Here is a 15,256-nt window from a genome sequence, read left to right on the forward strand (position 1 = left end):
CAGTAAAACATGGCAAGACAAAAAAGTGCTGCATCTGGATCCCCCGGATTTTGGCGGCCGTCATCCTGAAGCAAGGAGCCTGTTGATGCGCTCTGCATCCCTTCACATTGCGACTGCTCTGGCCTTGTGTGGCACGTGGTCTCTGACCGCCTGTGCTCAGACAGCGCTTGGGCCTGTAACGGGTGAAGTCTCGTTTCACACCAGCTCGGCCGATCTGGGTGTGGGATATACATGGGGGCATGGGGTTCTGACATACGGTGGCCGGAGCTATCCGTTCTCCGTCAGCGGGGCATCGGCTGCGGCCATTGGTTATTCCTCCGGTGATAGTGTGGGCAAGGTCTATAACCTTCAGCGGATTGAAGATTTCCCCGGCACGTTCTGGGCGCTCTCCGGTGAGGCAACGGTGGGCCGTGGTGTGAGCGGCCAGTTGATGGAAAATGACAACGGGGTACGGATTCGTCTCGACTACACACGCGGTGGCGCACGGATTGCGGCGTCTCCTTCCCGCCTGACAATCCGGATGCTGAAAACGCCCGAACCCTCGGCTGACCCGCATGCGGGCAGCGCGAAAACGCATTCTGCCGCCCGATAAATCGTGGCGTATCACGGCGGGGCTATCCGCCGTGAAAATTATTGAAAAACCCTGTCGCTGGAGAGAAACAGATTGTCTCTCCAGCCTGTCAGCAGGGTTTAAAGGCTGCCCGTGAGCAGCCGGACCGTTTTCTGAATAATCTGCTTTTCTTCAAACAAAGCGAGGGCGCGTTGCCGCCCGGCCTGCCCCATGCGGGTGCGTAAAGGCACATCCTGCACAAGTTGGCGCAAGGCCGCAGCAAGGGGCGCAATCGTGGCGGGTGGCACCAGCAGCCCGGTTTCTCCGGAGATCACCTGTTCTCGAGGCCCGCTGATATCGGTGCTGACAACCGGCAGGCCGGTCATCATGGCTTCGATAATGGACATGGGCAGCCCTTCAAAATGGCTGGGCAGCGTAAAAATATCCGCGGCTGCCAGAAGCGCCGGCGTGTCCGCCCGGTAGCCCAGACATTTCAGGCGAGGGCCAAGAGCGGCCTGAGCCTCGGCAAAGCAGGTGTCCAGCGCCGCGCCGTGGTCGGACGTCAGGCGCTCCCCCACAACCCAGAGTTCCGCGTCCGGCACGCTGCGCATGGCCTCCAGCAGTTCCGGGTAGCCTTTATGGCGCACCAGTCGGGAGACGACGATAATAACGGGTGTGCTGTCTTTTGTGGCCAGTTCCTGCCGGATGTGTGCGCGGGCCGCCGGGTCAGGCCGGAAGCGGGTGCTGTCCCGCCCGTTCCCGATGGCAATGGGGGTGCGTGCAATGTGGAGCCGCCGGGCGTCGTCTGCCTCTTCGCGTGAGACCGTCAGATAAACATCGGTGATGCGCCCGCAGAGATATTCCAGTCCGAGCGCCAGCCCGCGCCGCAGGGCAGATCCCGGCTGGTTAAAGAGAAAGCCGTGGCAGGTATAGGCAATGCGCGGCACGCCGCACAGTCTGGCAGCAACTCGCGCCAGAATACCGCTGATCGGCATGTGGGCATGCACCATATCCGGTTTTTCCCGCCGGATAAGGCGTACCAGCGCCCAGAAGGCCCGCGCCTGCGCCGGGAGAGAAAAGGAGCGCGCAAAAGGCAGGGTTTCCACCCGGAACCCGGCCTGCCGGGGGGCTGCTACCAGAGGACCATCCGCACAGACACCAATGACCTCATGCCCATCTTCACGCAGGGCCTGCATGAGCGGCAGGAGGAAGTGGTTCAGAGAAAAATCGACGTTCGTGATTTCAAGAATTTTCACGCGCGGGCTTACTCAGTCATCAGGGTGAGCGCCCAGCGGACCGGACGCATAGCCGGAGCAGCAGCCCTGGAGGGTTCAGCCATTGCGCCGGAGGATGCGGCTTGTGGTGTTTGCGGGGCGGACTGCTCTGCCTGAGCGGCGTGGTCTGAGCCCGAATCCTCGCTGGCAAACAGAGCCTCCGCCATGCTCGGAGCCTCGTGCGCCGCGTCTGCGCTGTGATCCGTCAGACCGAGGTCTGATGTATGTGCAGCCTGATACGGTCTGCTGTCGGCCGGAGGGGCATCATGCAACAGCGGGCTGAATGCATCGTCTTCTTCATGATGCTGGTGGAGCGCTGTCTCGTCCTGTCCGGCAGCCTGTGTCTCCTGCGGGAGTTCAGCAGACAGGTCTTCACCGTGCTCCGTAGCGTAGTCCGCGTAAAACGCCTCATTGTCCTCGGCAGGGCCGGAATGGGTCTGGGGGTATTCCGCGTCGTCTTCCGGGTGAGGGGCGCCATAGGCCTCTTCTGCGGCATGGTCCGCGTGCTCACCTTCTGTTTCCGCGCCATCTCCGTCACCGGCCGTATGCTCTTCTGATGCAACCTCTTCTGGCGGTTCCGGGGCTTCGGGCGGGCAGAGGACAATTTGCAGGGTGTCCACGCGCTCTCCGCTACCCAGATAGACACTGTCTTCCACGTAAGCAGGCACGTTGGCCTGAAACAGCCAGCTTTCCTCGTGCGTATAAAGCAGGAAGCCGTGTTCAATCTCTTCGACCGTAATGTCGGGGTGCAGATGGAACCGGATACAGAAATCACGGCTTTCCGTGCCTTCCAGAGTGTCTGCCCCGCGCAGGGTCTGGCCATCTTTCCCCAGATAAAGCTGGCGGGAGTAGACGCCGCCGCCCTGTGCTTTGTAGCCATCATGCGTCATGTGTAGCCAGTGCGCGCCATCCTGCGAGGCCTGCGCGCGCGTGACGGCGGGCCTGCTTGTGATGCGGCCTGTCTGGTCGCGCCGGAAGGGGGAGAGGCTGCCCATTTCCAGCACAGAATGTGCGGCGGGGTAGCGCAGGGCTTCGGCCCATCCTCGCTGCGTGCTGGCACCACAATTGACGATAATGCGTTGCCGGCCAGAGGAAAATTCAAAGGACAACATGCCCGCATGCGCCGTGCTGTCATACCCGTCCGGGGCGGGGCCTGCGGCGTCTGCAAACAGCATGGTGCGGCCACTTGTCAGGCGGATATAGCCGCTTTCCGGCTGGCTGGCGGCCACCACGCGCCCGCGGGAGGCGCGGTTGAGCACCTGCTCGATCAGTTGCGGGTCACGCTCACGGCTGCCGTTAAACAGCATCAGACCGCCATCTCCGTGCCGCATGGCGCGCAGGGCCGGGGCGGCGCGGTCTGCCACCTCTATCAGGCGGGTGGGCAGAGGCAGGCGGGCGGTCTGCAGGATGCTGAGCATTTCCGCCAGTTCCCGCACGGCCTGAAACTGGTCTTCCGGGCAGCGGGTGATGTGGCTGCCATCCGCCAGAAACTGTCGGTCGATTTCCTGATCAATCAGCCGGAGATAGCGGGACAGAAATTCCTGATGGTCCGGAATGGCGACAGCAACGGCCAGCAGGCCTTTCAGGGCCGTCAGCGCACGCCAGCCACGCGCCTCCTCCGGCATCAGCGCCATGATGGACCGGGCTTCCATAATCAGAGCGGCCATCAGGTTCTGCCGGAAATCATCATCCGCGGCAGCGGCAAAAAATTCGTAATAGGATAGCCATGCCGCCACACGCGCCCCGGTAATGGACGGGTCTGCGATCGGGCGTTCAGAAGCAGGCAGGCCAATCCATGTCGCCACCATGCTCCGCGCCTTGATGCGGGCGGATTCCGCGCCAAGTTCCCGCAGGTCCCGGAGCCAGGTAAAACCCTGAAGCCATCTGCGGTAGGCTTCCGGCCATGCCGGGTTATCCCACTGCAAATGCTGGAGGTTGCGCACAACCCCTTCAAACAGCGTCTGGTTCCGCACCAGCCGCTCACCGACCAGAGGGTTACCCGGCCACAGGTCTCGTAATGTCAGGGCCGGTGCGGCGGGCACGCGGCTAAAACCACCCAGCGGGTTTCGCATGGCAAAGGTCAGACGGGCATCACGGGTCCAGCGGCGCAGGGGCATCAGGCAGGCAGTGCTCCGAAGTGAGAGGGCAGGGAAGAAAAAGGGCCTGTCAGGAGTGATAAAGCCCTGTGTGCAATGGCGGAATGATCTGCATCATGCTGCCACGGGCGCCTTCAGGGCTTCAATAGCCGCAGCGTAGTCGGGCTGGGCATAAATCGCACTTCCGGCAATCAGAACATCGGCCCCGGCCTCCGTGGCCAGAGGCGCGGTTTTCGCGTCGATCCCGCCATCCACAGCCAGACGGATCTCGCGGCCGGTGGCCGTAATCATCTCCCGCAGGCGGCGGATTTTAGGGAGTTGGCTGGTCAGAAATTTCTGGCCGCCGAAGCCCGGATTGACACTCATCACCAGAACGACATCCACCAGATCCAGAACCTCGCTCACGGCTTCTGGCGGGGTAGCCGGGCACAGCACAATGCCGGGTTTGGCCCCAAGGGCGCGGATATGCTGGAGGGAGCGGTGCGCGTGTGGCCCGGCCTCAATATGGATCAGAATATTATCCGCACCCGCTTTGGCGAAGGCTTCCAGATACGGGTCGGCGGGCTGGATCATCAGATGCACGTCAAACGGCAGCGTGCTGTAAGGGCGCAGGGCTTTGACCACCTGCGGGCCGAAGGAGATGTTGGGCACAAAATGCCCGTCCATCACGTCCAGATGAATCCAGTCTGCCCCCGCACTGGCGACGGCCTGCACTTCCTCACCCAGACGGGCGAAGTCGGCGGCGAGGATGCTGGGGGCAATAAGGGGGCGGGATACAGTGCGCATGATGTGTTATCCGCAATCCCGCCGCCAGACGCAACTCTGTTAACTAAGCTTTACACGCTTGTTATGCAGGCACCGTAAAGCGGGCCACAAAAAACCCGTCCATGCTGCCTTTGTCCAGCCACAGGCCCGGATGGGTGCGCAGCCAGCCTTCCGGCGTCAGTGCTTCAGGCAGAAAGGCGATTTCTTCCGGCGTGAAGGGGGACGGGATCAGCCCCATCGCCTGTGCGGCGCGGGCGCGGGTCGGGCCTTCCTCTTCCTGAAGGGAGCACACGGCATAAATCAGCCGCCCGCCGGGGCGCAGCATGGTTTTTGCAGCCGCCAGCAGGCGGTCCTGCCCGGCTGTCAGCGCATTGAGGTCTCGCGGGCGTTTGACCCACAGCACATCCGGGTGGCGGCGGGCTGTGCCGGTGGCGGAACAGGGGGCATCCAGCAGGATGGCGTCAAACAGCGCGTCCGGTTTCCATGCGGCGGCATCGTCCTGCACAATCTGCACCGGGTAAGCCAGCCGGGTCATGTTTTCCTGCAAGCGGAGCAGGCGGGCGGGGTTCTGCTCCACGGCCGTCACCTCAGCACCCGTCGCGGCAAGCTGCGCGGTCTTCCCGCCGGGGGCGGCGCACAGATCGGCCACGCGTTCTCCCGGTTTTGCTGCCAGCAGGCGGGCAGGCAGGGTGGCGGCGGCATCCTGCACCCAGAAGGCGCCCTCCTCATAGCCCGGTAGTTCCGTCACGCGGGTGCCCGCAGGCAGCCGGATGGACCCGTTGGGCAGAGCCACACCGCCTTCCGGTGCGGCGGCGCCGGGGCGAAGGGTAATGTCCAGCGGGGCTTCATGGCTGATGCCCTCAGCAATAGCGCGTGCGGCCCCTTTGCCCAGCGTATTCCAGGAGCTCCACAGCCATGCCGGAATATTCAGCCGGGGCTGATCCAGCCCGTCCAGCAGGGCCGGACCCTGATCCGCCACCTTGCGCAGCACGGCGTTGGCCAGCCCGGCAAACGGGGCCAGCTTGCGGCGGCGCAGCAGAGAAACGGTAGTGCCCACAGCCGCATGCGGTGGTGTTTCCAGAAACAGCAACTGCGCGCAGCCCATCATCAGCGCAATGCGCACAGGCTCCGGCGGTTCCTTGCGCAGGAATGGTTCCAGAAGCGTGCGCAGGGTGCCCATATGGCGGAGGGTTGCGGCGGCCAGACGATGTGCCGCGGCACGGTCCCGCGCCGGGGCCTCATGCTCATTGGCGGAGCGGGAGAGGCTGGTTTCCAGCATACGCCGGTGTTCCACCACGCCGCACAGAATATCAAAGGCAACGTCCCGCGTCGGGTCGGCAGGCTGGGGCGCGTTGTTCCGGCGTGCGGCGTTGCGTCTGGGGTTACGGGGGCGGCGGGGTTCTGCTGTCATCAGCTCACTATCTGTTCAGGCAATCAGGTCAGGCCATCAGAGCGACCCTAAAGGGCGGCCATAAAGGCGAAGGACGGTGGCAGGCTGCCCTGCCGGGGCATCAGGCCACCAGCAGGGCAGCCTCTGCCGGAGTGGATGCCGGGCTTTTGGTCAGATACCGGCGGAGCACATCCGGGTAGAGTCGATGTTCCTGCCGCAGCACGCGGGCCGCGAGACCCTCTGCCGTATCCCCCGGCAGGACCGGCACGGCGGCCTGCCCGAGAATAGGGCCTTCATCCATCCCTTCCGTCACCAGATGCACCGTGCAGCCGTGGATACGCACGCCGGCGTCCAGCGCGCGCTCATGCGTATGCAGGCCGGGGAAAACCGGCAGCAGGCTGGGGTGAATGTTCAGCATTTTCCCCACCCACTGTGTGGTGAGGAATGGGGTCAGCAGCCGCATATAGCCTGCCAGACAGACAACTTCAGCCCCGGCCTTCTGCAAGGCAGCGTCCACAGCGCGTTCATGCGCTTCACGGTCTTTTTTATACAGACGGTGGTCGATCGCCACAGTCTCAAGCCCGGCCGCACGGGCCATGTCCAGCCCCGGCGCATCGGGTTTGTTGCTCAGCACAAGGCAGATGCGGGCCGGAAAGTCCGACCGGGCGCAGGCCTCAATCAGCGCTGTGGCGTTACTGCCCCGGCCACTGAGCAGAATGGCGACCGGGGTTTTAGGCGTCTCACTCATGCTGCGTGAAAATCCGGAGCCGTCACCATTTTCAGGCCGGCCTTGGCAGAGCTGTCGGCGGCTTTGGCGATATGCCCGATCAGCGTGCCGGCCTCCCCCATGTCTTTCAGGCGAGCCAGAACCTCGTCCGGTTTGGGGGTGATCAGCACCATGCCGACGCCACAGTTAAAGACGCGCAGCATTTCCTCGTTCGCCACATCGCCCGTGCGGGCCAGCCAGTTGAACACGGGCGGGACGGGCCATGCGGCGTCAATCACCGCGTCCAGCCCGTCAGGCAGAATGCGCGGCAGATTGCCCGGCAGACCGCCGCCGGTAATGTGGGCCGCGGCATGCAGCAGGCCTGCGCGGTGCAGGTCCAGCACGGTGCGGACGTAAAGTTTGGTCGGGGTCAGCAGGGCTTCACCCAGATTTTTGCCCGGTGCGAAGGCGGCTGGGTCCGTCCAGGCCAGATGGGCGTCCGCCACAATGCGGCGCACCAGAGAATAGCCGTTGGAATGTACGCCGCTGGAGGGCAGGGCAATCAGGGCATCGCCCTCTGCAATGCCAGCCGGGAGCAGGGCGGAGCGTTCCGCTGCACCCACGGAAAAACCAGCCAGATCATAATGTCCATCGGCATACATGCCGGGCATTTCGGCAGTCTCACCGCCCACCAGCGCGCAACCGGACTGCTCACACCCCTGCGCAATGCCGCGCACAACCTTGGCAGCACTGTCTACAGACAGGCGGCCCGTTGCAAAATAATCAAGGAAGAAAAGCGGTTCCGCACCCTGCACAATCAGGTCATTCACGCACATGGCGACCAGATCGATCCCCACGGTTTCATGCAGGCCAGTTTCAATCGCGAGGGTCAGCTTGGTGCCCACCCCATCCGTGCAGGAGACCAGAACAGGGTCCTTGAAGCCTGCGGCCTTCAGGTCAAACAGCGCGCCGAATCCGCCAAGCCCGCCCATGGTGCCGGGACGGTCGGTGGCTTTGGCTGCGGGTTTGATGGCGTCAATCAAAGCTTCTCCTGCTTCAATGTCCACGCCGGAGTCACGGTAAGTGAGGCGGGAAGAGGGAGAACTGGAAGAAGACGTCATGACAGGTGCTCTTGGTCTGAAAGGGGTCGATGGAACGGATCGGGTAGGGTAGGAATCCCTGAGGACAGTCTTTACGGCAGGTGAAGCAACACGCAAAGCGGCATGAAACGGAATACGGAAACAAAAAAGGCCGCACAGCAGCCTGTGGCGGACGGAAAGGAGGCCGGAGCGGCCGGGCAGATTGCTCTGCCCTTTGCGCACCGGCCCCGATTCGGCCGATCAGACTTTGTGGCGGCTCCCTCCAATGCTGCGGCGCGCGGCTGGGTGCTGGATGCCGAGGCCATGTGGCGCTGGCCGGAAGGCCGCATGGCCCTGTGGGGGGAAAGCGGTACGGGCAAGACGCATCTGCTTTCCGTCTGGGCGGCGCGGCATGGCGCGCCGGTTATTGAAGGCCGCCGCCTGAATGCGCAGGATGTGGCTGACCTTTTTCAGGAAGGCGGTTTTCGTGCGCTGGCGCTGGATAATGCGGATCAGGTGCGGGAAGAGGCGGACCTTCTGCATCTGATCAACCTCGTGCGGGAGCAGCGCATGGTGCTGCTTATGGCCGGGCGCGCTTCTCCTGCGCGGTGGCCTGTGTCCCTGCCTGATCTTGCCAGCCGCCTGCGGGCCACAGCCTCCGTGCCCATCGGGCAGGCGGAGGAGGATCTGCTGCGCCGGCTGTTCCTGCGTCTGCTGGCGGAACGGCAGATGGTGGTGGCCCAGCCGGTAACGGAGTGGCTGTTGCGGCGCCTGCCGCGCAATGCCGGCGCGATTCGGGATATGGCGGCCCGGCTGGACGCGGCCGCGCTGGCATCAGGCGAGAAAGTGACGCGCGCACTGGCGGCGGGTGTTCTGGAATCTGTGCTGGAAGAGGACGCAACGCGGCCTTAACGTCTTGCCCTGCGGGCGTGTCTGCGCCACTGTGTGACAGATTTGTTATAGTGTAACGTCAACCTGAAGGTGGTTTCTGCAATCATGAGCAGCTTTTTCAAGCGTTCTCTGTTGCCTCTGGCAGTGCTGGCCTGCGCGCCTGCGGTTCTTCCCGCCATCCCGTTTGCGCATGCGGACGAGGGGATGTGGACAATGGACCATCTGCCCGTGGAACTGATGAAGCAACGCTACGGCTTTACCCCCACGCCAGCATGGACAGAGCGCGTGACAAAGGCCTCCGCCCGTCTGGCGCTGGGGTGCTCTGCGTCCTTCGTCTCCGCCGACGGGCTGGTGATGACCAACCACCATTGCGCCAATGAATGCCTCCAGCAGCTTTCCGGGAAAGGCAAAAATTATTTTCAGGATGGCTACAGCGCCAAAAGTCCTGCGGATGAACAGCGCTGCCCGGCTATGGAGCTGAACCAGCTCGACAGCATTACCGATGTGACGGAACGGATGCAGACGGCGCTGCGTGGCAAGGATGGCGCTGCCTACACCACGGCCCGTCAGGCTGAAGAAAGCGCTATTGAAAAAGACTGCGCCAAGGATGATCCGACCAAATGGCGCTGCGATGTGATCAGCCTGTATCACGGTGGCCGGACCGCTCTGTACCGTTATCGCCGCTATCAGGACGTGCGCATGGTCATGGCGCCGGACCAGAACGCGGCCTTCTTTGGCGGGGACCCGGATAATTTCAACTTCCCCCGCTATGACCTCGATATGGCGTTCCTGCGTGTTTATGAAAACGGTAAACCTGCCAAGGTTGACGCCTTCCTGCCGTTTGACGCCGCAGGTCCGAAGGAGGGGGAACTGGTCTTTACCTCTGGTAATCCGGGTTCCACGGAGCGGGAAGTGCCGCTGGCTGACCTGGAGTTTTCCAGAAACGTGACGGTGCCCTTTATTGTTGACAATTATTCCGCGCTGGATGGCGCGCTCTGGCAGTACAGCCGGGAAAGTGCTGTGCATCATCAGGAAGCGCAGGAGCGGATTTTCGGGATTGAAAACAGTCTGAAAGTCTATCGCGGCCGCGTGGATGTTCTGGCGGACCCCAAACTGCTGGATGCCAAGGCAAAGAGCGAAGCCAGCCTGCGGGACTGGATTAACGCCGACCCCAAACGTAAGGAAGCCTATGGTGATCCGTGGGCGAAAAACGCGGAGGCTCTGGCCGTCAAGAGGCGGATTTTCAAACCCTATGTGATGCTGGAAGGCTCTTTTGGGATTCAGGGCGAGCTGTTCCAGTATGCCAAACTGCTGGTGCGTGCCGCGAATGAACGCCAGAAGCCGGATGCGGAACGTCTGACGGCCTACCATGATGCCCGTCTGCCTGCGCTGGAAGCAGAGCTTGGCTCAACGGCTCCGGTCTATCCGGATCTTGAAAAAACTGAACTCGCCTTTTCTCTTTCCAAGCTGCGGCAGGTGCTGGGTGCGGATGATGATATGGTGAAGCTGGTTCTGGGCAAGGCTTCTCCGGATGATCTGGCGGAAACGCTGGTTAAAGGCACAAAGCTGTCCGACCCGAAGGTGCGTCTGGCTCTGTGGAAAGGCGGCGCGGACGCTGTTACGGCCTCCAAAGATCCGATGATTGTGCTGGCCCGCAGCCTTGAACCGCACACCCGCGCCCTGCGCAAACAGATGGATGATGAAGTAGCGGCTCCCTCCCGTCAGGCAACGGAAGCGATGGCCAAGGCGCGTTTTGAACGGGATGGCGTTTCGTCCTACCCGGATGCTACATTTACGCAGCGTCTGTCCTTCGGGCAGGTCAAAGGCTGGGATGAAAACGGAAAAGCCGTTCCGGCCTTTACCTATTTCTCTGGTCTGTATGACCGCGCAACCGGGTCCGACCCCTTCAAGCTCACCAAGCCTTGGCTGGACGCCAAAGCGCATGTGAACATGAAGACGCCGTATGATTTTGTCTCCACAAATGACATTATCGGCGGCAATTCAGGCTCCCCGGTGATCAACTCTGAAGGCCATGCTGTGGGGCTGATTTTTGACGGTAATATCCACTCTCTGGGTGGGGATTTCTATTATGATGAAAGCACGAACCGCGCTGTTGCGGTTGATACCGCTGCCATCATGGAAGCGCTGAAAGTGGTTTATAAAAATCAGGCTCTGGCGAAGGAACTGTCTCAGGGGCATCTCTGAGCCCTGAAACGCTTCTGATAAGGTCCGGCGCGTAAAACGCCGGATTGCGCAGCGGAAAATGATTTGTGAAAAAGGCTCGCGGGATAACGGTTCTGCGGGCCTTTTTTATGTCCTGTTTGCGGTGCCCGCCCCCGATCGCGGGAATGGGACGACATAAAACCGTAACATGTGCCATTCTTTTCCCGTCAGATGACTGTACAGTATGGTGCAGCAACATCAGAGACGATGGCCACGTGCCAGCAAGGCCAATGCAGGCGGGCGTGGCGCAGACAGGGAGAATGGGTGTGACGACGGCGCAGAATAAAAAAACAGGCCAATCAGCCAGAGCCAGAGTGCCCGCCCGCAGACGTGCACCGGCCGCCAGCCGGGCCAGCAAAAAGCCGACCCAGAAAAAGGTGACGCTGGAAATGCCCGAGCGGTTTATCAACCGGGAGCTCTCATGGCTGGCCTTTAACCAGCGCGTGGTGGAAGAGGCGGATAACCCCCGCAACCCGCTGCTGGAACGCCTGCGCTTTCTGTCCATCAGCGCCAGCAATCTGGATGAATTTTATTCTGTGCGTGTGGCCGGGCTGGTCGGGCAGGTGCGGGAAGGGCTGGTCGCTCTTTCACCCGATGGCCTCACCCCGGCCCAGCAGCTTGATGCGGTGCGTGAACGCTGCGCCCAGCTCCTGCGTGAACAGCAGCGTATCTGGGTGGAACTGCGCGGCCTGCTGGCGGAAGAAGGCGTGGTCCTGTGTGAACCGGCTGATCTGGATGAAGCCGACCGCACATGGCTGCATGCCTGCTTTATGGACCGTGTGTTCCCGGTTCTGACGCCGCTTGCAGTGGACCCGGCGCATCCGCTGCCCTTTATCCCGAACATGGGGCTGGCACTCGGCCTGCGCCTGCTGCTGGCGGAAAACGGGGCCTTCGCCATGAACGCGCTGATCCTGCTGCCTGCGCAGGTGGAGCGGTTTATCCGCCTGCCGGGCAAGGAGGGAGCAGAGAACAACGCTGTCCGCTTTATCCGTCTGGAAGATCTGATCACGCTGTGCATGGACCAGCTTTTCCCCGGCCTTGTGGTGGGGGAAAGCGGGATGCTGCGCGTGGTGCGTGATACCGATGTGGAATTTGAGGATGAGGCCGAAGACCTTGTCCGCTCCTATGAAAGTGCGCTCAAACGCCGCCGCCGTGGGGTGGTGATCCATCTGGATATGGAAAAGCGCGTGCCGACCGAACTGGCGGACGCCATTGCCTCCGGTCTGGACCTGCCATCGGAAGAAATTGCCGTCCATTCCGGCATGATTGGCGTGGTAGACCTCAAGCAGATGATTGTGGATGACCGCCCCGATCTGCTGTTCCCGCCCTATACGCCGCGCTTCCCGGAACGGATTCTGGATTTCAACGGGGATTGCTTTGCCGCCATCCGCGCGAAGGACCTGCTGGTCCATCACCCGTTTGAAAGCTTTGACGTTGTTGTGCAGTTCCTGCGTCAGGCCGCACTCGACCCGAACGTGATTGCCATCAAGCAGACACTCTACCGGACCTCCCGCGATTCCCCCATCGTGAAGGCGCTGATTGAAGCCGCCGAGGCCGGGAAGTCCGTGACGGCCATGGTGGAACTGCGTGCACGGTTTGATGAAGAAGCCAATATCCGCCTTGCCCGCGCGCTGGAAGCCGCCGGGGTGCAGGTGGTGTTTGGGTTTGCGGACCTGAAAACCCACGCCAAGCTGAGCCTTGTGGTGCGGCGTGAGGGGAATCAGGTGCGGTCCTACGCGCATTTTGGCACGGGCAACTACCACCCGATTACCGCCAAGATTTATACGGATCTCTCCTTTTTTACCTGCAAGCCGGAACTGGCGCGGGATTCCGCCCGCCTGTTCAACTACGTGACCGGCTACGCCATGCCCGCCAGAATGGAAGCCATTTCTTTCTCCCCCATCACCATCCGCAGCACGCTGCGGGAACTGATTGAGGAAGAAATGGCCCACGTTAAAGCCGGGCGTCCGGGCACGATCTGGCTGAAGATGAATGCGCTGGTGGACCCGGACCTGATCGACTGCCTCTATCGTGCCTCCTGCGCCGGGGTCAGGATTGTGGGCGTGATCCGTGGGATATGCTGTCTGCGTCCGGGTGTGCCGGGTCTCTCTGAGAATATCCGCATCAAATCCGTTGTCGGGCGTTTTCTGGAACATTCGCGTATTTTCGCGTTTGGCAACGGCCACCGTCTGCCGTCCCGTTATGCCAAGGTCTATCTGTCTTCAGCAGACTGGATGACGCGCAATATGGACTGGCGGGTGGAAAGCATGGTGCCCGTTACCAACCCGACGGTGCATGCCCAGATGCTGGGGCAGATCATGGTCTCCAATATCAAAGACAACCTGCAATCCTGGGGGCTGGAATCCAGCGGCACATGGCGCAGACTGTCACCGGGGGCGCGGCCGTTCTCGGCGCATGAATGGTTCATGACGCATCCTTCGCTCTCTGGCCGGGGCTCCGCCGCGCATGAAACGCCTTTGCGCGCACCGGCCTCTCTGCCCACGTCCAAAGACCTGATGTTTGATGACTGACCTCAGCCAGTGGTGCGGGAAAATCAGAAAGCGTGTTTTCGGCGTCTGTTCCCGGTTTTCGTGAATGCGTTTCGGGAGTAGAGTGCCGCCCATGCAGACTGATATGCCGCGCCGCTCGGCCGTTGTTGATCTTGGGTCCAATTCTGTGCGCCTCGTGGTGTTCGAGGGCATATCACGCAACCCCGTGCCTATTTTTAATGAAAAGGCGGTGTTGCGTCTGGGCCGCGGGCTGACCGCCACAGGCAAGCTGAATGAAGAAGGCGTGCAGATGGCGATGGAAGTGCTGAGCCGCTTCCACGCCATTGCGCGTGCCATGAACGCGGACCCGTTTGAAATTCTGGCCACCGCTGCTGTGCGTGATGCCCTGAACGGCCCGGAATTTGTGGAAGCCCTGCGCAGAAACATGCCGGGCGTGCCCATCCGCATCCTGAGCGGGGAAGAGGAGGCTGATCACTCCGCGATTGGCGTGATGTGCGGTATCCCCCGCGCCAATGGTCTGGTGGCCGATGTTGGAGGTGGGTCACTGGAACTGATCCACCTGACGGAAGACGGGCGGCATGACGCCAATACCCTGCCGCTCGGCGTGATCCGCCTGAGTGACCGTGCGAAGGGCGACCTTGAAGTGGCCCGCACGCTGGCGGACGAGGATATCGGGGCCGTCAAATGGCTGCCTCAGGTCAAGGGCAGCACGCTGTATCTGGTGGGCGGGGCGTTCCGTGCGCTGGCGCGCCTGCACATTGCCCGCATGCAGTATCCGCTGAACATTGTGCATTATTATACTCTGGGGCTGGAAGAAGCGCGGGAGATGACGGGCTGGCTGCTGCATGCGCCGCGCCGTGGTCTGGAACGCCTGCCCGGAGCCCCCAAAAAACGTCTGGATGATGTGCCGTTTGCGGCCACGGTGCTGCGCAGGCTGCTGCGTAAGGTGCAGCCTGACCGGGTGGTGTTCTGCGTGGATGGTCTGCGGGAGGGGTGGTACATGCTGAATGTCGCCCCGGATTGCCTGCCGCAGGACCCGATGGATGTTGTGGCGCGGGATATGTGCGCCCGGCTGGGCCGTAGCAACACGCTGCCGGATGTCTTGTGCCGCTGGACAGATGGCCTTTTGCCCAAGGAAACACCGCAGGAGCAGCATCTGCGGCGCATTGCCTGCATCCTCTCTGATGTCGGCAGCCACGATCACCCGGAATACCGGGCAGAGCAGACCTACTGGCGTATTCTGCGCATGCAGGGTGTGGGGTTTGACCATGAGGCCCGGGCCTGGCTCTCACTGGCGCTGGCCGTGCGCTACGCCGCGGATACGACTGTCGAGTTTCTGGCAACCTCCCGCACGCTGCTGAGTGAGGCCGCATGGCGGCGCGCCATTGTGCTGGGGCAGGCGTTGCGGCTGGCTTATTCGCTCTCCGGCGGCACGGCCGTTTTGCTGGATGGCACGGCGTTGCTGTGGCAGCGCAAGGAACTGGTGCTCAAGCTGGTGTCCTCACGCGTGGCCGTGCGGGGGGAAACAGTGGGGCGCGGACTTGCCAGACTGGGGCAGGCGCTGGATGTGCCAACGCGCTTTGAGGCTGATCTGGAAGCCTGATCTCCCGGCGGTTGCCTGTTTTCTCTCAGGAGCAGATGTGTGCAGGGGGCAGAGCATAGAGGCTCTGCGTGCCCCGGCAGTGCTATGGGGCTGGACAATCCGCCGCGTTCTGGGCACCTTAATTTTTAGACATCTGCGGCGGATGAGGGATTTATGACCAGAAGTCAGG

The 15,256-nt window shown here is 62.1% G+C and carries 11 protein-coding genes; 5 read left to right on the forward strand and 6 right to left on the reverse strand.

Annotated elements, in window-relative coordinates:
• The first annotated feature begins 85 nt into the window (after positions 1-85).
• Positions 86-592, forward strand: a complete 507-nt coding sequence (locus JK199_RS03835; RefSeq protein WP_025829135.1) for a hypothetical protein — start codon at positions 86-88, stop codon at positions 590-592.
• A 98-nt stretch (positions 593-690) separates the two neighbouring features.
• On the opposite strand, the gene JK199_RS03840 is transcribed toward JK199_RS03835, so the two are convergent.
• The 6 genes from JK199_RS03840 to purM form a co-directional block, all read right to left on the reverse strand.
• Positions 691-1,806 carry a glycosyltransferase family 4 protein gene (locus tag JK199_RS03840; protein WP_212373964.1) on the reverse strand — a complete coding sequence of 372 codons (1,116 nt, stop codon included), beginning with the start codon at positions 1,804-1,806 and terminating at the stop codon, positions 691-693.
• Positions 1,807-1,814: 8 nt separating this feature from the next.
• Positions 1,815-3,941, reverse strand: coding sequence for a heparinase II/III domain-containing protein (locus tag JK199_RS03845; protein ID WP_212373966.1), 2,127 nt, complete (start codon positions 3,939-3,941; stop codon positions 1,815-1,817).
• A 93-nt stretch (positions 3,942-4,034) separates the two neighbouring features.
• Positions 4,035-4,706, reverse strand: coding sequence for a ribulose-phosphate 3-epimerase (gene rpe / locus JK199_RS03850; RefSeq protein WP_086655411.1), 672 nt, complete (start codon positions 4,704-4,706; stop codon positions 4,035-4,037).
• A 61-nt stretch (positions 4,707-4,767) separates the two neighbouring features.
• Positions 4,768-6,096 carry an RsmB/NOP family class I SAM-dependent RNA methyltransferase gene (locus tag JK199_RS03855; RefSeq protein ID WP_212373968.1) on the reverse strand — a complete coding sequence of 443 codons (1,329 nt, stop codon included), beginning with the start codon at positions 6,094-6,096 and terminating at the stop codon, positions 4,768-4,770.
• A 100-nt stretch (positions 6,097-6,196) separates the two neighbouring features.
• Positions 6,197-6,823 (reverse strand): phosphoribosylglycinamide formyltransferase, encoded by a 627-nt coding sequence (gene purN, locus JK199_RS03860; RefSeq protein ID WP_212373970.1) that lies wholly within the window; start codon positions 6,821-6,823, stop codon positions 6,197-6,199.
• On the reverse strand, positions 6,820-7,902 hold the full coding sequence (purM, locus tag JK199_RS03865; protein ID WP_212373973.1) for a phosphoribosylformylglycinamidine cyclo-ligase: 1,083 nt from the start codon (positions 7,900-7,902) through the stop codon (positions 6,820-6,822). The genes purN and purM overlap by 4 nt, the downstream gene beginning before the upstream one ends.
• A gap of 102 nt (positions 7,903-8,004) precedes the next feature.
• Here purM and JK199_RS03870 point away from each other — a divergent pair, with 102 nt between their 5' ends.
• The 4 genes from JK199_RS03870 to JK199_RS03885 all read left to right on the forward strand — a co-directional run bounded on the left by JK199_RS03870 (position 8,005) and on the right by JK199_RS03885 (position 15,087).
• Entirely contained in the window at positions 8,005-8,772 is a 768-nt protein-coding gene (locus JK199_RS03870) for a P-loop NTPase family protein (protein ID WP_212373975.1), read from the forward strand.
• 84 nt (positions 8,773-8,856) lie between these two features.
• Positions 8,857-10,956 carry a S46 family peptidase gene (locus JK199_RS03875; protein WP_212373977.1) on the forward strand — a complete coding sequence of 700 codons (2,100 nt, stop codon included), beginning with the start codon at positions 8,857-8,859 and terminating at the stop codon, positions 10,954-10,956.
• 278 nt (positions 10,957-11,234) lie between these two features.
• Complete coding sequence (locus JK199_RS03880) at positions 11,235-13,505, forward strand: RNA degradosome polyphosphate kinase (protein ID WP_077931636.1); 2,271 nt, start codon at positions 11,235-11,237, stop codon at positions 13,503-13,505.
• A gap of 91 nt (positions 13,506-13,596) precedes the next feature.
• A complete protein-coding gene (locus tag JK199_RS03885; protein ID WP_212354660.1) occupies positions 13,597-15,087 on the forward strand; it encodes a Ppx/GppA family phosphatase in 1,491 nt (496 codons plus the stop codon).
• Positions 15,088-15,256 lie beyond the last annotated feature (169 nt).

The sequence above is a fragment of the Acetobacter persici genome (genome assembly GCF_018256955.1).
In the GTDB taxonomy this organism is placed as follows: Bacteria; Pseudomonadota; Alphaproteobacteria; order Acetobacterales; family Acetobacteraceae; genus Acetobacter; species Acetobacter persici.

Excerpts from the sequence above, each read along its gene's own strand:
- JK199_RS03835 (WP_025829135.1), top strand. The coding sequence starts at position 86 with ATGCGCTCTGCATCCCTTCACATTGCGACTGCTCTGGCCTTGTGTGGC.
- JK199_RS03845 (WP_212373966.1), bottom strand. The coding sequence starts at position 3,941 with ATGCCCCTGCGCCGCTGGACCCGTGATGCCCGTCTGACCTTTGCCATG.
- rpe (WP_086655411.1), bottom strand. The coding sequence starts at position 4,706 with ATGCGCACTGTATCCCGCCCCCTTATTGCCCCCAGCATCCTCGCCGCC.
- JK199_RS03855 (WP_212373968.1), bottom strand. The coding sequence starts at position 6,096 with ATGACAGCAGAACCCCGCCGCCCCCGTAACCCCAGACGCAACGCCGCA.
- purN (WP_212373970.1), bottom strand. The coding sequence starts at position 6,823 with ATGAGTGAGACGCCTAAAACCCCGGTCGCCATTCTGCTCAGTGGCCGG.
- purM (WP_212373973.1), bottom strand. The coding sequence starts at position 7,902 with ATGACGTCTTCTTCCAGTTCTCCCTCTTCCCGCCTCACTTACCGTGAC.
- JK199_RS03870 (WP_212373975.1), top strand. The coding sequence starts at position 8,005 with ATGAAACGGAATACGGAAACAAAAAAGGCCGCACAGCAGCCTGTGGCG.
- JK199_RS03875 (WP_212373977.1), top strand. The coding sequence starts at position 8,857 with ATGAGCAGCTTTTTCAAGCGTTCTCTGTTGCCTCTGGCAGTGCTGGCC.
- JK199_RS03880 (WP_077931636.1), top strand. The coding sequence starts at position 11,235 with ATGGGTGTGACGACGGCGCAGAATAAAAAAACAGGCCAATCAGCCAGA.
- JK199_RS03885 (WP_212354660.1), top strand. The coding sequence starts at position 13,597 with ATGCAGACTGATATGCCGCGCCGCTCGGCCGTTGTTGATCTTGGGTCC.